This is a genomic window from Lactobacillus sp. W8172, from assembly GCF_016102055.1.
In the GTDB taxonomy this organism is placed as follows: domain Bacteria; phylum Bacillota; class Bacilli; order Lactobacillales; family Lactobacillaceae; genus Lactobacillus; species Lactobacillus apis_A.
Genome location: NZ_JACFPG010000001.1, coordinates 85,806 through 103,344, shown reverse-complemented (window position 1 = coordinate 103,344; position 17,539 = coordinate 85,806). Strand labels below are relative to the sequence as shown.

Below are 17,539 nucleotides of genomic sequence, written 5' to 3'. Positions count from 1 at the left end.
TTTTTGTTAGCTTTTTTCTATTTTAAGCTCGTTGTTATAAATGAACGATTTTCCAAAGCGATTAATAGTGCTCGCGCTGTATCTAGACTAGTAATCAATGGAATATTTTGCTGGATCGCATTTTGTCTAATAATGAAGCCATCAGAGTTTTTGGCCACATCGTGTCCCATCGTATTAATTACTAGATCAATCTTACCATTTTTAAACTCACTTAAAAGGTTGTCTTCCTTTTCTTCATGGATTTTACTTACTTCAGTTACATGAAGGCCATTATCCCGCAAGAAGTTAGCTGTTCCACTAGTGGCAAAAATTCTGTAACCGATTTGAGCAAATCTTTTGGCAATCGGTAAGATTGCTTGTTTGTCACGGTCCTCAATTGTTAACAAAACATTGCCGCTGTCAGGAATTTGCATATTGGCGCCTGAAAAGGCCTTGTACAATGCTTTAGGGAAGCTCAAGTCGCTACCCATAACCTCACCAGTTGATTTCATTTCTGGTCCAAGGTAACTATCAACATCAGCAAGCTTACTGAATGAAAAGACAGGTGCCTTAACACTAATCATTTTTGGTTCAGGAGCCAAGCCATCAGCATAACCTTGCTCTTTCAAACTCTCGCCCATAATTACTCGTGTTGCTACTTGCGCCATTTCAATATCAGTAATTTTACTCAAAAATGGAACTGTTCGACTAGCACGTGGGTTAACTTCAATAATATAAATTTCCCCATCACGCTCAATTAGCTGCAAGTTCATGATACCATGACAATTTAGCTTCAAGGCTAGTTTCTTGGTAACATCAGCAATTTTTTGTTTAATGTCAGGGGTAAAGGTTTGAGCTGGGTAAACAGCCATTGAGTCACCAGAGTGAACTCCGGCGTGTTCAATATGTTCCATAATTCCTGGAATTAGAACTGTTTCACCATCACAAATTGCATCAACGTCACATTCGCGACCATCAAGATAGTCATCAACCAGGATTGGATGGCTACTGGCGATATCAACGTGATTATTTAAGTAATCTTCGAGTTCTGCTTCAGTATAAACAATTTCCATTGCCTTACCACCAAGCACATAACTAGGTCTTACTAAAACAGGATAACCAAGTTGCTTTGCTGCTTCAATTACACCGTCGTGCGTGGTAGTAGTTATACCTTGAGGTTGCTTTAATCCTAACTCTTTAACTACTTGGTCAAACAATTCACGGTCTTCAGCACGGTTCAAATCAGCCACACTAGTACCTAATATCTTAACTCCATGTTCTTCTAAGCCCGCAGCCAAGTTGATTGAGGTTTGTCCACCAAACTGAATAATGACACCCTCAGGTTTTTCTAAGTCACAAACATTTAAGACATCTTCTAAGGTTAATGGTTCAAAGTATAATTTATCTGAAATAGAGAAATCAGTTGAAACAGTTTCAGGATTAGAGTTAATGACAATTGCTTCATATCCCATTTTCTGCAATGCCTTCACACAGTGAACAGTAGCGTAATCGAACTCTACCCCTTGACCAATTCTGATTGGACCCGAACCAACAACCAAAACTGATTTTTTGTTAGTTTTCAAACTTTCATTTTCAAGATCATAAGTTGAATAAAAGTATGGTGTCTTAGAAACAAATTCTGCAGCACAAGTGTCAACCATTTTATAGACTGGAATAATTCCATTACTCTTACGTAAATTACGTACCTGATCTACATTTTCATTCCACAAGTTGGCAATAGTATCATCGCTAAAACCGTATTTTTTGGCATTCTTTAATATGGCAATATCATCAGGATTTGCTTGAATTTCTTTTTCTAATTCTACAATGTGCTTAACGATATCCAAGAAGTAGAAATTAATTTTAGTCAACTCATGTACGTCTGAAATTGAGTAACCTCTTCTAAAGGCCTCAGCAATATAGAAGAGACGGTCGTCTTGCACTTTAACTAATTTAGTTTCAAGATCTTCGTCGCTTGCTTCATGTGCCTCTTTAGAGAAAAAGTCTTTTTGATCAATTTCAAGTGAACGCACAGCTTTTTGGAATGCTTCTTCAGCTGTACGACCAATTGCCATTACTTCTCCAGTGGCTTTCATTTGTGTACCAAGTTGACGATCAGCCTTGGTAAACTTGTCAAATGGAAAACGTGGAATCTTGCAGACAACGTAATCAAGCGCAGGCTCAAATTCAGCAAAAGTTGTACCAGTAACAGGATTCTTGATTTCATCTAAAGTTAAACCAACAGCAATTTTGGCTGCCATCTTGGCAATCGGATAACCAGTTGCTTTAGAAGCTAAGGCTGATGATCTTGAAACACGAGGGTTAACTTCGATAACGTCGTAGTCAAAGCTATTAGGATCAAGGGCCAACTGGACATTACATCCCCCTTCAATCTTTAAAGCTCTAATCAAACGCAAGGAACAGTCCCTAAGCATTTGATACTCTTTATCAGATAGAGTTTGAGAAGGCGAGAAAACAATTGAATCTCCTGTGTGAATACCAACTGGATCGAAGTTTTCCATACAACATACAATCATGGCATTATCATCATGATCTCGCATTACTTCAAATTCGATTTCTTTGTAGCCAGCAATTGATTTTTCAATTAAACATTCAGTTACTGGTGACAATTCCAAACCATTTTTGGCAACACTAGCAAGTTCTTCGCGGTCATTACAAATACCGCCACCTGTTCCACCCATTGTGAAAGCAGGACGAACAATTATTGGATAACCAATTTCATCACCAAAGTCTAAAGCTTCTTGAACAGTTTTAACACTCTTTGAAGGTGGAACCGGTTCACCCAATTTTTGACACAGTTCTTTGAACTTCTCTCGGTCTTCTGCTTGTTCGATTGACTCAAGTTTAGTTCCCAAAAGTTCAATATTTAGCTCATCCAAAATACCAGTTTCAGCTAGGGATAAGGCCATGTTTAAGCCAACTTGACCACCCAAAGTAGGTAAAATTGCATCAGGATATTCTTGACGAATGATGCGTGAGACTGAATCAACTGTTAATGGCTCGATATATACTTTATCGGCAATTGTTGTATCAGTCATAATTGTTGCTGGATTAGAGTTAACCAGTACTACTTCATAACCTTCTTCACGTAAAGCAAGACAGGCTTGAGTTCCCGAATAGTCAAATTCAGCAGCTTGACCAATAATAATCGGACCAGAACCGATCACCATTATTTTTTTGATATCTGTTCTTTTAGGCATGCTTCTGTGCTTCCTTTCTTTGATCAATCATTTGCATGAAATAGTCAAAAATACTTTCTTCATCATGAGGTCCAGGAGTGCTGTCTGGATGGAATTGAACTGAAAAAGCTGGATACTTTTTATGGCGCAATCCTTCTACAGTACCGTCATTAACTTCAACGTGTGTAATCATGAGGTTTTCTGGATCAACCGAATCACGATCAACTGCGTATCCATGGTTTTGCGAAGTAAAGCCGATATTGCCAGTTGCAATTTCACGCACTGGATGATTAAAGCCACGGTGACCGAATTTCATTTTATAAGTTTTGGCACCATTAGCTAGGGCAAATACTTGGTGACCCATACATATACCCATCAAAGGAATATGCTTTTCCACCTCTTTAACCATTTCTACGGCATCTGCCATTTCAAGCGGATCACCAGGTCCATTGGACAAGAGCACACCGTCTGGTTTCAATGATAAGATTTTTTCGGCCGAAACTGTGTAAGGTAAAACAACACAGTTACAGTCACGTTTGGCAAGCTCACGTAAAATACTGTTCTTTAAGCCAAAATCAATTACAACGATATTACGTTTTGAACCAGGTACAGGGTAAGAAGTAGAAGTTGAAACTCGACTAATTACACCTTGAGTAACATTGGTCTTTTTAAGCTCAGAAGCAATTGTTTCTGCTTCTTCTTTAGAATCGCAGATTTGTCCTCTCATAGTTCCATGCATTCTCAACTTTTTAACCAGTTCCCTAGTATCAATTCCTTGGATTCCCGGAATATCCAAGCTTTCCAAAAAATCTGGTAAAGTTGTTTGCATCCGCCAATTATCTGGGTAGCGTGCAACTTGATGGCAAATCACGCCCTTAATGCCAGGCTCAAGTGATTCATAATCTGCCAGCGTAATCCCATAATTACCAATTAACGGATTGGTAAAAACTAAAATTTGATCTGCATATGATTGATCCGTAATAGCTTCTTGATAACCTGTCATACCTGTTGTGAATACGACTTCACCTTTGGTTTCTCTTTTGCTGCCAAAGCCTTCGCCTTCATATATGCTACCATCTTCTAAGATTAAGTATCTCATTTAATTTCCTTCCTTTTAGTAAACAACTTTACCATCGACTATGGTCATGGATGTTTGACCATAAACTTCATCACCCGTAAAAGGAGTATTAGTTCCTTTTGATAAATAATCGGTTTCGGCAATTTTATAACTGCTATTTAAGTCAAAAATTGCAATATCTGCTGGTTGTCCTAAAGCTATCCTGCCCGCTTGACTAAGTCCAAACGCCTCGGCAGGTTTAACAGTTAACCATTTCAATAACTGCGTTAGTGAAAAAACACCAGTTTTAACAAAATGGGTATATAGTTCGCTAAAAACAGTTTCGCTCCCAGTGATGCCAAAGGCGGCTTTTGCAAAACCACCGGCCTTATCTTCTTGGGTATGCGGAGCATGATCTGTTGCAATCATATCAATTGTACCGTCAAGTAAACCTTCAATTAGCGCTTGTTGATCAGCCTTACTTCTAAGTGGCGGATTCATTTTATAGTTACCGTCGTTTGCAGGAATGTCGTAATCCGCAATTAACAAATGATGTGGTGCAACTTCACAAGTAACGTTAATACCTGCCTTCTTGGCAAGTCTTACCAAAGCCACACTCTTTTCAGTTGAAACATGACAAATGTGATATCTCACACCCGTCTTTTGTGCAAGCAATAGATCACGTGCAATTTGCGTTGTTTCAGCCAACTCAGTAACTGGCCGCACCCCAAACTCTTCTGCTTTTTTTCCTTCATTTATCACACCCAGATTAAAAAGCGAATCATCTTGCGCGTGCTCAGCGATGACTAGATTATTCTTCTTTGCTTGCTGCATGGCCAAGTACATTGTTTGTGCACTCTGAACACCCTTACCATCGTTACTTAATGCAAAACAGCCTGCTTCTTTTAAGCCGCGATAATCCGGAATCTCATCGCCTATTTCATCTGTTGTTATCGGACCATACTGCATGATATGAACCACACCACGGTCCTGATTATTTTTAACCATCTCGGACATTAATTCCGGTGTGTTAGGTACTGGAATAACATTTGGCATGGCACCAACAGTAGTGAATCCACCGTGCGCTGCTGCTTTAGAACCGGTCTGCACGTTTTCTTTATTAGTTTGACCTGGATCACGATAATGAACGTGGACATCAACTAAACCAGGACTAACTAATTTTCCACCTGCATCAATTTCATTGTCTCCTGTAAGTGATTGTCCAATAGCAACTATTTTGCCTTTTTCAATTAAGAGATCGCCCGATTCAATCCGGTCCCCGATAAAAAGTTGACCGTTTTTAATTACAGTTGACATTAGGAAAGGCCTCCTAGCTTGCGCCCACGCACTACAGCTTCAATCATTGCCATTCTCATAAATACACCATTTTCCATTTGGCGAACAAAGCGGCATTTAGGTGCTTCTACCAACTCACTTGCCAATTCAACTCCCCGGTTAATTGGACCTGGATGCATAATAATGGCATCGTCTTTCATTTGATCATAGCGTTTCTGATTAATTCCAAATTCTTCGTGATATTGCTTTGCATCAAACTGTGCTTCATTTGGATCACCGGCGTGACGTTCATGTTGAACCCGTAAGAGCATCATGACATCCATTTGGTCGACTAATTCATCAAGCTCTTTAAACTGACCATACTGATCATATTTGCTGTCGTACCAGTAGCATGGGCCAGAGAAGTAAACCTGCGCACCTAACTTATTTAAGAGCTCCATGTTGCTCTTAGCTACTCTTGAGTTAGTGATGTCACCAACAATTGCAATTTTGAGATCTTTAAAATGACCAAATTGTTCGTAAATTGTCATCATGTCTAGTAGGCATTGCGAAGGATGTTGTCCACTACCGTCACCGGCATTAATTACGCCAATGTTTAAATGCTCATTTTCCTTAGGGTGGATTAACTCTTCATAATATTCATTCTCAGGATGTCTAATTACTTCGAGATCAATTCCAACGGCTTGCATAACTAGAGAAGTGTCATAAAGCGTTTCGCCTTTTTTAGTTGAACTATGAGATGGATCAAACGGAATAACCGTCAAGCCTAACCTTCTTTCAGCCACTTCAAAGCTAGTATGTGTCCTACTAGAATTTTCGAAAAACATATTTGTAACATATACAGGCTCAGTTAAATGAGGTCTGGCACCACCATTTTTAAAGTATTGTGCTCGCGCAATCAATGCTTCAACTTCTTGCACACTCAGGTCTTCAACACTGACGAATGATGATAAAGTGACTAAATTGGTCGTTTTCATTTTAAAACTCTTTTCTTTTGCAAAAAAATAAACCAGAAGCTTTTTACTCCAGGTTTATCAAAAGGGAATTTTTTATGCAGTGCCGCACAAAAGAAACTCAAGCCCTTCTGACCCTCTCTGGAGCCAATTAAATGGTTGAATTAAATCATAACTTTTATCACGATAGTGGTTGCAGTTCAACACTATCTTTTTGATCAATTTCTTCAACTTTAACGGCAACTTGCTCGTTTGAAGAAGTTGGAATATTTTTACCGACAAAATCAGCTCTAATTGGTAACTCACGGTGACCGCGATCAACTAACACGGCAACAGAAATTGAGCTCGGACGTCCCATGTCCATCAATGCATCCATAGCCGCACGAATTGTTCGGCCAGTGTAAATAACATCATCAACAAGGATTACATGTTTATCAGTAATATTAACGCCCAATTCATCTGAGTTAACAACAGGATCCTGTTTTAAAGAAGCATCATGACGGTCATCACGATAAAGTGTGATATCAAGTTGACCAAAAGGTACATCTACGTCTTCAAGTTTTTGAATCCGGTCGTGAATACGTTGTGCTAAATAAACACCACGAGTTTTGATGCCAACTAAAACTAAATCTTCTGTGCCTTTATTATGTTCAATAATTTCATAAGTAATTCGTGTCAAAGCACGCTTCATTGCAAGCGCATCCCAGATTTCTTTTGCCATCATTTTCTCTCCTATTACCGTTGCTATGAAAAAACACCTAGTCTAAATGAGACTAGGTGCTTCCTAAAAAGTTTGATACTTAATTAAGCCTGCCTTGCTAGCCTCACTGGACTAATTTAAAGGACATATTTCTATTTAAATATACGTGTTCCACTCCTACTTGTCAACTAAAAATCTTAGGTTATTAGCTGAATTCAAGAAAGCGTATCAAACATAAATTTGCTCTTATTTGTTAAACTCGACCTGATTAACTAAGTCATTAATGTCTTCGATACCTAGTTCTTCAAGTACCGCTGGCAAATCACGTGCAATATGTGGACATGCTAATGCATCCTTAAAATGAGCACTGCCAACTTCGACTGCATTAGCACCTGCTAGCATAAATTCAACAACATCTTTTGCAGATTCAATTCCACCCATTCCGATAATTGGCAAGTTAGTAGCCTGACGCACTTGATTAATCTGAAACAGTGCAATTGGCTTTACAGCGCTACCAGAATAACCGCCGATATTGTTACCTAAAAGTGGTTTACGTGTTTTAAGATCAATCCGCATCCCAGTTACCGTGTTAATCATTGCCAATCCATCAGCGCCACCAGCTTCTGCTGCACGCGCAATTTCAGTTGTGCTTGTTACATTTGGCGTTAACTTAATATAAATTGGCACATTAACCGCAGCCTTAATTTTAGCAGTTAAACTTTCAACGAGTTCAGGATGAACACCAAAGGTCATGCCACCTTCAGCAACATTAGGACAGGAAAAGTTGATTTCTAGTGCATCAACTAAGTTTGAATTAGCTAATTTGGTCGCTACTTCAACGTAGCCCTCTTCACTTTCACCACCTACGCTTGCAATTAGTGGCAGCGTCGGATAACTCTTTTTCAATTCAGGTAATTTGTCGCTTACGACTTGATCAACTCCTGGATTTGTTAGGCCAACCGAGTTAAGTACCCCATTGTCTAAAACGGCAATTTGTGGTTGCGGATTACCAACTCGCGCTTTTGGCGTAGTTGTTTTAATTACTAGTGCACCTAATTCATTCAAATCAAATTTCTTAGCTGCTGGTACGTCGCCAAAACCAAAAGTACCACTAGCAGGCATGATTGGATTTTTTAAATTAAGTCCTGGTAATTTTACGCTGATATTTGTCATAAGTTCCTCCAAAAATGAATGCTCTCAGTCATTACAATTATTTTTGGCTCTATTTTACACGTTTTTCCATTTTTTAAAAACTAAAAATTGGTTGTATTTTATTGATGAAGGTGGTAATCTCAATGTTGACAAACTTTAAACGGTACAGAGAGACCGCAAGTTGAACATGACTTAAATTAAATAAAAAGTCTATTTTGTTGCACTCTTGTACCAGAATAGGCTTTTTTGCTTGTGGAGGTTTTTAATGGAAAAAGCGGTATTTGTAGCTTTGGACTATGACAATGAAAATGATGTTCAAAAGCTACTGGCAAAACTAGGCAAGCCCGAAAATACTTATTTAAAAATTGGAATGGAACTTTTCTATCACGCCGGGTCGGACTTAGTTAAAAAACTAGTTCAGCAAGGTTACCCCATTTTTTTAGATTTAAAGCTACACGATATTCCAAACACAGTTTATCAAGCAGCTAAACAGCTTGCTCGACTTGGAATTTTTTGTACAACTATCCATGCTCTTGGTGGTAGTGAAATGATTGCAGCTGCACAAAAAGGATTGATAGACGGAACTCCTGAAGGAAAGGAAATTCCTAAACTGCTAGCAGTAACCGAGCTCACATCCATTTCAGATTCAATCTTGGCAAATGAACAAAATTGTTCATTACCAATGGCTGAGCAAGTTGTTAGCCTTGCCCAAACAGCTAAGAAAGCTGGCGCTGATGGTGTAATTTGTTCACCACTTGAAGTTGAAAAACTGAAAAAAGAAGTTGGAGATGACTTTTTATACGTCACACCCGGCATTCGTTTAGCAAGTGACACCAATGGAGATCAAAAGCGTGTTGCAACACCACAAAAAGCTAAAGAATTTGGTTCTAGCGCGATTGTTGTTGGACGATCAATCACACAAGCAGATAATCCAGAATTGACATATCAAAAAATTAAAAAGGAGTTCAATTAAATGTATCAAGATCAAATCATTAACAAACTTGTTGAAGAAAAAATTATTACTATTTCACCTGACAAACCCTATACCTATGCCAGTGGTATGTTATCACCAATCTACACTGACTTAAGATTGACAGTTTCTTATCCTGACTTACGCGACTGGATTGCTACCGACTTAGCCGCACTGATTAAAGAAAAATATCCTAATGTATCCGTAATTGGTGGTGTTGCTACTGCTGGAATCCCTCATGCAGCCTGGATTGCCACCAAATTAGACTTACCAATGATTTATGTTCGACCAAAACCTAAAGATCACGGAAAAGGTCGCCAAATCGAAGGACGCTTTACTGAAAATGATCAAATTGTTTTAATCGACGACTTAATTACAACAGGTGGTTCTGTCATCAACGCCGTTAAGGCGACTGAAAATGAAGGTGGCAATGTCATCGGTGTAGGTTCAATCTTCACTTACTACCTTAGTGATACTAAAAAGAACTTTGCTGATGCAGGTGTAGACTTCAGTCCTCTACTCACCTATCCCCAACTACTTCAAAAAGAAAAAGAAATGAACTACATTAGTTCTGATGAATATGAAGCATTAAAAACGTGGCACGAAGATCCATGGGAATGGGGTAAAAAGTTCCAATAATTAATCTTGCTAACAAAAAGTGCAGCTAAACAATCGTTTAGTTGCACTTTTTTAGTTGCAATCGTAATTTACACGCAAATTTTTGCGAAAAATTGTCTATGTTACATACTTCTAGTCTATTTGTCTCCCTAGGTCTTATCACACTTTTAATGATGATTAATTGCTCCATTCAATCGGGTATGGTAACGCCAGTACACAATCAACATCAGTGGTAATAACAGCAATTGAATTGGGTAGAAAAATTTAATTGGCAAAAGATCGCTAATTAATCCCATAATAATTGGACCAAATGCCATCCCAATATCTAATCCCAAGTAAAAAGTGCTACTTGCTAGTCCCTGCTCACTAATTGGCGCCAAAAGAAGTGCTGTTGACTGCAAGATTGAATAGATTACCCCATAGCCAATTGCCATAAAAGCAGCAGCTAAGGCCATCATCAAATTATTCTTCATAGTTGATAATAAAAGCAGATAGATCAAAGTGGCTCCAATACTAACCCAAAACCAGATACCAAATTTGACTGTATCGAAAAAGTTCTTTAGAAAAATTCTAATTACTAATAGAACCACAGCATAAATCAAAAAGAATGATCCCACATTAACATTCAGATGACGTTCTTGAGCATAAGTAACCAAATCAGCTTGCGTGGAAAAATAAGGAAAAGCAAATAATGTCGTCAGCATTGCGATTGGCAGGACATTTTTTTGAATAATTTTAAACTGATGCGAAGAACCGGACTTTTTCTTAGCCGTACCTTTTTTAGGATTTGCACGATTACCAACAAATTGAATGATAATGACCATCATAAAAGCTGCAATTGCAGAAGCAATTAGTGCTAGCCGGTAACCAGTTTTTTGATAAACATTAATTGCCAAGGCCGGAGCAACCGCCATTGCCAAAGCATTCATTAAGCCATAAAAGCCCATAGCTTGGCCAACATGAGCCCGAGGAACCAAAAATGCTAGCCACGTAGACATGCAAACAGTACATAGAACGAACCCTACACCATTAATCAAGCGAAAAATTAATAGCCAATTGCTAGCAGGAGCTATGACATAGCCAATCACACCTACCATGATTAAAATACCGCCAATCAATGATAAGCAATATTTAGAAAGTTTATCTGTTAAATTCCCTGCTATTGGCCTTAGAAACATTGATGCAATACTCATAATGCCGACTATAACGCCTGCAAATGCACTACTTGCTCCAAGACTTTTGGCATAACCGTTAATTAGTGGATTAACAAACATTGTACTGAACATAAAAAAGAACGAAGCTGCCATCACTAGAATTACGTCTTTGGTATAAATTGATTTTTCTTTAGCCATTTAATCTCTCACTTAGTTTTAAAAATAGATTAATGTTTTTATTCTATCACTTATAACATTTTGAGTTAACTGCAGATTCCTTGCAAATTTTTATTTTTACAAAAAGACATTGATATTAAAGAATAGAGAATCAAATTCCCATAAAAGTATATTTAGCTGACCAACTTTGATACAAACCTTCTAATTCATAATTTTTCAGTTTTTTAACTCCAAAATACTGTAGCAAATAAAAAGCGAAACAATCGCTTGTTTCGCTTTTACTATATTTCTTGTTAATTAATAGCCCATGTAGCGATTTCTTTCCCAATCTGAAACTGTTTCGGCATATTGTGCCCATTCAAGTTCCTTGGAATCGATAAAGCTTTGGGTAAGATGTTCACCAAGTGCTTCTTGAATTAATTTATCTTCCTTGAATGCCTTAAGTGCATTGTGAAGTGTTGAAGGTAAAGGTTTAATACCCATTTCGTTGCGTTTTTCTTCACTAACTTCAAACAAGTTGCAAGTTACAGGATCCATTGGCATCTTTTCACGTTTGATACCATCTAGACCCGCTTCCAAACATGCTGCTAACAATAGATATGGGTTAGCAGTTGGGTCAGCAGAACGCATTTCCAAACGAGTATTAACTTCTTCAGCCGAGGGTACTCTGACCATTGGAGAACGGTTCTTAGATGCCCAGGAAATGTAAACTGGTGCTTCATAACCAGGAATAAGTCGTTTATAAGAGTTAACTGTTGGGTTGGCAACCGCTGTAATTGCGCGAGCATGCTCAAGAATACCATTTAAGAAGTAAAGAGCAGTATTTGATAAGTGGTACTCATTATTCTTATCGTAGAAAGCATTTTTACCATCTTTGAACAAAGACATGTTAGTGTGCATACCATTACCAGCTTGACCTTGTAATGGCTTAGCCATGAATGTTGCGAACAAGCCATGCTTTTTAGCAATTTCGCGAACAATCATCTTGAAAGTTTGTACACGATCCGCAGTTGCCAAAGCATCGTCAAACTTAAAGTCAATTTCTTGTTGGCCATCACCAACTTCATGGTGAGCTGCTTCAACTTCAAAACCGATACTTTCCAAAGTTTCAACGATATCACGACGGCAACTTGCACTTTCATCATTTGAAGTTAAGTCAAAGTATGAAGCGTGATCTGGAACCTCAGTAGTCCAATCACCTTTTTCATTTAATTTAAATAAATGGAATTCTGCTTCAAAACCGATGTCAAATGCAGAAAAGCCCATGTCCTTCATTTGCTTTTCAATTCGCTTCAAATTATTACGTGGATCACCTTCAAATGGTTCACCATCTGTTGTATGAACGGAACAAATCAAGCAACCGATTTTACCACCACGACTATCTGTCCAAGGTAGTACTGACCAAGTTGAAAAGTCTGGGAACAAAATCATGTCACTTTCTTCTAGACGAACAAAGCCATCAATTGAAGAACCATCAAATCTAACATCATTAGTCAAAACCTTGTCTAATTGGCTAGTTGGAACTTCTACTGCTTTAAGAGTTCCATTAATATCTGTAAAAGCCAATCGAATAAAGCGAACGTCATCATCAATAACGCTCTTTCTAATATCATCTGCTGTAATTTTCTTTGTCATGCTTTTCCACCTAAAAATATAAACAACTATAAATAACTAACAATTGGTATAGCCCGAACACAGTTTTCCAAACCTTGCTCAAAACTTGATTAATAGATTAGCAAAACATTAAATGCTTGTCAAAGTGGTCTAACCATTTTTTTGCTAATCTTTACAAAAGCTTTACTAATATAAAGCCATTGACAGGCCAAAATTAATTTTTGAAGAATAATTCATTAACTGCATTTGTAATCGCAATTTTGACATGAGCATAAGTTAACCCACCTTGCATGTAAATTGCGTATGGCGGCCGAATTGGTCCATCTCCAGAAAACTCGATACTTGCACCTTCAACAAAAGATCCATCAGCCATAATAACCTTATCTTCATAGCCAGTATCATTGCTTGGCACAGGATCAACAAACGAGTTAATTGGTGAATTTTCCTGTAGTGCTTTAGCGAAGCGAATCATTTTATCTTTGTCATGGAAAATTACTGCCTGAATCAAATCAGTTCGATCGTCATTCCATTTTGGAGAAACTTCTGCTCCCATTCGTTCTAAAATTGCAGAAGAATAAATTGCACCTTTAATCGCATTTCCCGTTACACTTGGAGAAATAAACAGACCTTCAAAGTAATCCAAATTATTATTTAGACTTGCACCCTCTTCACGTCCAATACCACCAGCTGTTAAACGTGCGGCCGTATTTTCAATTAACTCATGCTTTCCAACAACATAACCACCGACTTTAGCTAAACCACCACCAGCATTTTTAATTAAAGAACCAGCCATTATGTCTGCGCCATATTCTGTTGGTTCATGTTTTTCAGAAAATTCGCCATAGCAGTTATCGACAAAAATGATGCTGGCGGGGCTCACTTCTCTGATCATTTCAATCATTGGCTTGATTTTTTCGATCGTAAAACTTTTACGAGTATCATAACCACGTGAACGCTGGATAACCACCATTTTTGGCTGATGTTCAGCTAACAAGCTACGTGCACTATCAAAATCAACGCTACCATCCTCAAGCAAATCAACATGAGAAAATTTTACCCCGTATGATTTCAGACTCCCTCGACCATCTCCTGCAATTCCAATAACTTGTTGCAAGGTATCATAAGGCATTCCAGTTAGATAAGTTAACTCATCCCCTGGAAGTAAATTACCTGCCATCGCAGTAGCTAAAGTATGCGTTCCGGAAACAAACTGGGAACGAACCAGCGCATCCTCGGTATGAAAAATTTGCGCATAAATACGATCAAGCTTATCACGGCCACTATCATCTGAACCATAACCAGTACTACCAATCAAGTCAGCTTCTGCTACGGCCTTATCCTTAAATGCTTGCAATACTTTGTTTTGATTATACAAAATATTATCGTCAATTTTTGCTAACTGCGGAGCAATTTGCTTATCAATCTCACTAACAATCTGTTGTAATTCTTCTGGCCAATTATTCATTCAACCATTCCTCTGCTTTCTTCTTCATTTTTACTAAATAATCTTGATCATTAAGGGGATCGACCCATGTAATTGGTAATTGATGCCTAAAATAGGTCAGTTGCCGTTTGGCGTACCTACGTGATGCCGTCTTTAAGTCTTTAACACTATCATCAAGTTCTTTATTGCCTTCAAAATATGGGAAAAATTCCTTATACCCAATTGCCTGCAGGACTTGGTACTCTTTTTGCCGATTGTCATAAATAAACCTAGCTTCTTCAAGTAGGCCCGCATCCATCATCTGATCAACTCGTAAATCAATTCTGTGATAAATTTCTTGGCGATCAGAATTTAGGCCAAAAATCAGATAATCATAACGCGGCTTAATTTGTGTTTGTTGCTCTGAAAACTTTTTCCCTGTGCGCTTAATAACTGTCAGAGCACGTAAAACCCTTCTTGAGTTTGTAACTGGAATCTTAGACGCAGTCACTTGATCTTGCTTAGCCAATTCTTGCCACAAAGCAGCCTCACCGTTTTTATCTAAATAGCTTTGCCAATAATCGTCTACTGCTTGCTTATGTTCATTTACTTCACCAAGTTGCATCCGGTTTAATAGGGCATTAACATAAAAACCTGTTCCCCCTACCAAAATTGGCAACTTGTTTTTGTGTGCAATCTCTGAAACTGCCTGCTGCGCTTGGTCAACAAAATCCTTAACTGAATAGGGCTCATAAACCGACTGCACATCGACCAAATAGTGCTTAATTAATGCTTGTTCTTCGCTCGTCGGCTTGGCTGTGCCCACCTTAACTTCACGATAAATTTGCATTGAATCGCCGGAGATAATTTCCGCATTGAGCTCAGTAGCTAGATTAATCGCTGTGCTTGTCTTACCAATAGCCGTTGGTCCAACAATTGCTAATATTTTTTGCATCTTTCGCTTCCCTTTTTTTGCATATCGATTTTAATTATATATTAAAAAAACACGTTTGAAAAAGAGTACAAACATGTTTTTAGATTAATATTTAGATGATTTGGTACGGCCATCCCATTCATCAAAGCCATTTTTTAGCCATTTAATTGAAGAGAAGTTCTTCTTTTGCAAAAATCTAGCGGCACGAAGAGTAACCGACAAAGAATCGGAATACAAATAAACAGGTAAGTCTGGTCTTAACTCTGAATATTGGTATTTCATCATCGTGTATGGAAGATTACGGGCACCATCAATGTGCTTTCTTTTGAAAGGTTCCTTTTCACGTAAATCAACAATTTGTGCCTTTCTCATTCCTTGATTAAATTCTTCATTGGTTAAGTCACCATTGCCTAATCGTTTTGTTTGAATCTTATTCCACAGCCAAACAACAACAAAAGCCAAGATGATAACTATTAATACTATATCTACAATAATTATAAAAGTTGACATAAAAATCGATTTCTCCTCTAGTAAAAATGTTCATAAAAATAATATACTCCTAAATTTCTTTAAGAGCTATGGTTATCTTGTTGATGCTTTTCTTCGTATTCATGCTCTCGATTTAAAATTAGTTTTGCCACTAAGTAATCGTGCTGACTAATTAGATGGGCATGATTAATATTATCGAGTTCTAGCGCCATGAGTTCAATATCCCAGATCCGCTTACCAACATGAACAAATATGCCGTATTTTTCAAGAAGCTGTTGTACATCATATAGTGTTTTCATTATAGTTTTATGACCATACCCATTCTGACTGTGGCGACACAATAAACAATTATGACAGCTGCAGCAACAGTTCTTTCTTTAACCGAGTAATGATGTGTCGTGCGGTCTCCTAAGATAATTGCCACAAGTACTCCTGCAACAAAACCGCCAATATGACCTTGAATATCGATGTTAGGAGCAAATAAATCCAATCCAATATTAATGGCTGCTAGCCAGAAAGCCTGACGGCCCAAATACGAAATAACTGGATTAGCACGATTTTTTAAAGCCACTGCAGTCATTGCACCAAACAAGCCAAACAATGCTGTTGAAGCACCGGCACTAAGAGAACTGTCGCTTCCCATAGCCAAGCTTAACAAATTACCACCTACACCTGAAAGCAGGTAAAGCAATAAAAAGCGCCAGTGACCAAGAAGTGGTTCCATGTAGTAACCGATATAATAAATCATTACCGCATTTGAAACCAAGTGCATAATGCCAATGTGTAAGAATTGGGCTGTAAAGAGTCGCCACCATTGGTTCCCACCAACTACAGCATAATTGTTCATGGCGCCCATTTTAACCAGGACAGCCGTATTTTCTGAGCCACCAAGAGCTGTTTCTACAATAAAGGTAAGTAGTAGTACTACCAAAATGCCAACAGTTACGTAGCAATTTTTTAAATATTGTCGTTGATCCATCTTAACCTCGTTAATTTTGTAAAATTGAAGTAGGCGTAATAATCATTTCAATCGGAATATCTGTTGCCTCAATTTCCCACTGAGCAGAACTAAAAATCATTTTTGTATTCGCTAAGGCAACAGTCTTAGTGGAAGTATGTTTAGCCAAAAAACGGTCATAATAGCCTCCACCAAAGCCTAAACGTTGATGGGAATCTTCGGCAAAAGCTAATCCAGGAACAATCAACAAATCGAGTTCATTATTAATTTTAGCGTGCGGATCACTTACTTCTTCTACACCAAATTTTGAGCGCGAAACTCTTGTCATATAGTTATATAGAACAAAATCTTGCGTGTGTTCTTTATCGTTATTCGCACGTGCAAGATAAACTTCTTTGCCCAAATCCCACAGATAAGCAATCAGCTTAGCAGTATCTACTTCATAGGATAGAGAAGAAGTGACTCCAATACTACGATTATTTTTTAACAGCTCAGTATTAATTAAGCTGTCAAGCAAAGCTTGATCTTCATTTATCTTTTGCTCACTGTCCGCATATTCACCTAAAATCTTTATTTGTTGTTGCCTAAATTCTTTTTTGTCCATGTCTTCCCTATACAAAAAATAGCAGGAGCATAGGCTCCTGCCATATTGGTTTATTACTTAGTTTCACGATGAAGAGTAGTGTGTCTTTCAACTGGACAATACTTCTTCAAACTTAAACGATCCGGATGCTTACGCTTGTTTTTCTTAGATAAGTAACTTCTATCGCCACATTCGGTGCATTCCAAAATGATGTTATCTGCCATTTCTTTCACCACCTAAATTCTTTATTCTGACTGTATAAGTTTAGCATTTCTCTTTCAC

Annotated in this window: 17 protein-coding genes; 2 read left to right on the top strand and 15 right to left on the bottom strand. The window is 38.0% G+C overall.

The genetic code is table 11. From position 1 onward, the window contains the following. Positions 1–17: 17 nt before the first annotated feature. The 6 genes from carB to H3R21_RS00475 all read right to left on the bottom strand — a co-directional run bounded on the left by carB (position 18) and on the right by H3R21_RS00475 (position 8,358). Positions 18–3,200 carry a carbamoyl-phosphate synthase large subunit gene (gene carB, locus H3R21_RS00500; RefSeq protein WP_198182330.1) on the bottom strand — a complete coding sequence of 1,061 codons (3,183 nt, stop codon included), beginning with the start codon at positions 3,198–3,200 and terminating at the stop codon, positions 18–20. Beyond that, complete coding sequence (locus tag H3R21_RS00495; RefSeq protein WP_198182329.1) at positions 3,193–4,278, bottom strand: carbamoyl phosphate synthase small subunit; 1,086 nt, start codon at positions 4,276–4,278, stop codon at positions 3,193–3,195. The genes carB and H3R21_RS00495 overlap by 8 nt, the downstream gene beginning before the upstream one ends. Before the next feature lie 15 nt (positions 4,279–4,293). Next, positions 4,294–5,553, bottom strand: coding sequence for a dihydroorotase (locus tag H3R21_RS00490; protein WP_198182328.1), 1,260 nt, complete (start codon positions 5,551–5,553; stop codon positions 4,294–4,296). Next, positions 5,553–6,509 (bottom strand): aspartate carbamoyltransferase catalytic subunit, encoded by a 957-nt coding sequence (locus tag H3R21_RS00485; RefSeq protein WP_198182327.1) that lies wholly within the window; start codon positions 6,507–6,509, stop codon positions 5,553–5,555. Before H3R21_RS00485 ends, H3R21_RS00490 begins: the two co-directional genes overlap by 1 nt. A 157-nt stretch (positions 6,510–6,666) precedes the next feature. Continuing rightward, positions 6,667–7,206 (bottom strand): bifunctional pyr operon transcriptional regulator/uracil phosphoribosyltransferase PyrR, encoded by a 540-nt coding sequence (pyrR, locus tag H3R21_RS00480; protein ID WP_198182326.1) that lies wholly within the window; start codon positions 7,204–7,206, stop codon positions 6,667–6,669. A 225-nt stretch (positions 7,207–7,431) separates the two neighbouring features. Then, positions 7,432–8,358, bottom strand: coding sequence for a dihydroorotate dehydrogenase (locus H3R21_RS00475; protein ID WP_198182325.1), 927 nt, complete (start codon positions 8,356–8,358; stop codon positions 7,432–7,434). Between the two features lie 244 nt (positions 8,359–8,602). Here H3R21_RS00475 and pyrF point away from each other — a divergent pair, with 244 nt between their 5' ends. After that, on the top strand, positions 8,603–9,310 hold the full coding sequence (pyrF, locus tag H3R21_RS00470) for an orotidine-5'-phosphate decarboxylase (protein WP_198182324.1): 708 nt from the start codon (positions 8,603–8,605) through the stop codon (positions 9,308–9,310). Then, positions 9,311–9,946, top strand: a complete 636-nt coding sequence (pyrE, locus tag H3R21_RS00465; RefSeq protein ID WP_198182323.1) for an orotate phosphoribosyltransferase — start codon at positions 9,311–9,313, stop codon at positions 9,944–9,946. Between the two features lie 146 nt (positions 9,947–10,092). On the opposite strand, the gene H3R21_RS00460 is transcribed toward pyrE, so the two are convergent. The 9 genes from H3R21_RS00460 to rpmG all read right to left on the bottom strand — a co-directional run bounded on the left by H3R21_RS00460 (position 10,093) and on the right by rpmG (position 17,481). Next, the gene (locus H3R21_RS00460; RefSeq protein ID WP_198182322.1) at positions 10,093–11,277 is read right to left on the bottom strand and encodes an MFS transporter; all 1,185 of its coding nucleotides are present in this window, start codon (positions 11,275–11,277) and stop codon (positions 10,093–10,095) included. 276 nt (positions 11,278–11,553) lie between these two features. Then, the gene (gene glnA / locus H3R21_RS00455; protein WP_187158062.1) at positions 11,554–12,891 is read right to left on the bottom strand and encodes a type I glutamate--ammonia ligase; all 1,338 of its coding nucleotides are present in this window, start codon (positions 12,889–12,891) and stop codon (positions 11,554–11,556) included. 193 nt (positions 12,892–13,084) lie between these two features. Further along, positions 13,085–14,335: a methionine gamma-lyase family protein gene (locus H3R21_RS00450; protein WP_198182321.1), complete on the bottom strand. Its 1,251-nt coding sequence runs from the start codon at positions 14,333–14,335 to the stop codon at positions 13,085–13,087. Further along, positions 14,328–15,248, bottom strand: coding sequence for a tRNA (adenosine(37)-N6)-dimethylallyltransferase MiaA (gene miaA / locus H3R21_RS00445; protein ID WP_198182320.1), 921 nt, complete (start codon positions 15,246–15,248; stop codon positions 14,328–14,330). Before miaA ends, H3R21_RS00450 begins: the two co-directional genes overlap by 8 nt. An 84-nt stretch (positions 15,249–15,332) precedes the next feature. Beyond that, entirely contained in the window at positions 15,333–15,737 is a 405-nt protein-coding gene (locus H3R21_RS00440; protein ID WP_046307222.1) for a rhodanese-like domain-containing protein, read from the bottom strand. A 59-nt stretch (positions 15,738–15,796) separates the two neighbouring features. After that, the gene (locus tag H3R21_RS00435) at positions 15,797–16,015 is read right to left on the bottom strand and encodes a YqgQ family protein (protein ID WP_046307223.1); all 219 of its coding nucleotides are present in this window, start codon (positions 16,013–16,015) and stop codon (positions 15,797–15,799) included. Then, positions 16,015–16,695, bottom strand: coding sequence for a rhomboid family intramembrane serine protease (locus tag H3R21_RS00430; RefSeq protein ID WP_046307225.1), 681 nt, complete (start codon positions 16,693–16,695; stop codon positions 16,015–16,017). The genes H3R21_RS00435 and H3R21_RS00430 overlap by 1 nt, the downstream gene beginning before the upstream one ends. A 10-nt stretch (positions 16,696–16,705) precedes the next feature. Beyond that, entirely contained in the window at positions 16,706–17,278 is a 573-nt protein-coding gene (locus tag H3R21_RS00425; protein ID WP_198182319.1) for a 5-formyltetrahydrofolate cyclo-ligase, read from the bottom strand. A 53-nt stretch (positions 17,279–17,331) separates the two neighbouring features. After that, positions 17,332–17,481, bottom strand: coding sequence for a 50S ribosomal protein L33 (gene rpmG / locus H3R21_RS00420; protein ID WP_046307229.1), 150 nt, complete (start codon positions 17,479–17,481; stop codon positions 17,332–17,334). Positions 17,482–17,539: the final 58 nt, after the last annotated feature.

Excerpts from the sequence above, each read along its gene's own strand:
- H3R21_RS00485 (WP_198182327.1), bottom strand. The coding sequence starts at position 6,509 with ATGAAAACGACCAATTTAGTCACTTTATCATCATTCGTCAGTGTTGAA.
- H3R21_RS00450 (WP_198182321.1), bottom strand. The coding sequence starts at position 14,335 with ATGAATAATTGGCCAGAAGAATTACAACAGATTGTTAGTGAGATTGAT.
- H3R21_RS00475 (WP_198182325.1), bottom strand. The coding sequence starts at position 8,358 with ATGACAAATATCAGCGTAAAATTACCAGGACTTAATTTAAAAAATCCA.
- pyrF (WP_198182324.1), top strand. The coding sequence starts at position 8,603 with ATGGAAAAAGCGGTATTTGTAGCTTTGGACTATGACAATGAAAATGAT.
- H3R21_RS00435 (WP_046307223.1), bottom strand. The coding sequence starts at position 16,015 with ATGAAAACACTATATGATGTACAACAGCTTCTTGAAAAATACGGCATA.
- H3R21_RS00460 (WP_198182322.1), bottom strand. The coding sequence starts at position 11,277 with ATGGCTAAAGAAAAATCAATTTATACCAAAGACGTAATTCTAGTGATG.
- miaA (WP_198182320.1), bottom strand. The coding sequence starts at position 15,248 with ATGCAAAAAATATTAGCAATTGTTGGACCAACGGCTATTGGTAAGACA.
- pyrR (WP_198182326.1), bottom strand. The coding sequence starts at position 7,206 with ATGGCAAAAGAAATCTGGGATGCGCTTGCAATGAAGCGTGCTTTGACA.
- H3R21_RS00425 (WP_198182319.1), bottom strand. The coding sequence starts at position 17,278 with ATGGACAAAAAAGAATTTAGGCAACAACAAATAAAGATTTTAGGTGAA.
- carB (WP_198182330.1), bottom strand. The coding sequence starts at position 3,200 with ATGCCTAAAAGAACAGATATCAAAAAAATAATGGTGATCGGTTCTGGT.
- pyrE (WP_198182323.1), top strand. The coding sequence starts at position 9,311 with ATGTATCAAGATCAAATCATTAACAAACTTGTTGAAGAAAAAATTATT.
- glnA (WP_187158062.1), bottom strand. The coding sequence starts at position 12,891 with ATGACAAAGAAAATTACAGCAGATGATATTAGAAAGAGCGTTATTGAT.
- H3R21_RS00430 (WP_046307225.1), bottom strand. The coding sequence starts at position 16,695 with ATGGATCAACGACAATATTTAAAAAATTGCTACGTAACTGTTGGCATT.
- H3R21_RS00495 (WP_198182329.1), bottom strand. The coding sequence starts at position 4,278 with ATGAGATACTTAATCTTAGAAGATGGTAGCATATATGAAGGCGAAGGC.
- rpmG (WP_046307229.1), bottom strand. The coding sequence starts at position 17,481 with ATGGCAGATAACATCATTTTGGAATGCACCGAATGTGGCGATAGAAGT.
- H3R21_RS00440 (WP_046307222.1), bottom strand. The coding sequence starts at position 15,737 with ATGTCAACTTTTATAATTATTGTAGATATAGTATTAATAGTTATCATC.
- H3R21_RS00490 (WP_198182328.1), bottom strand. The coding sequence starts at position 5,553 with ATGTCAACTGTAATTAAAAACGGTCAACTTTTTATCGGGGACCGGATT.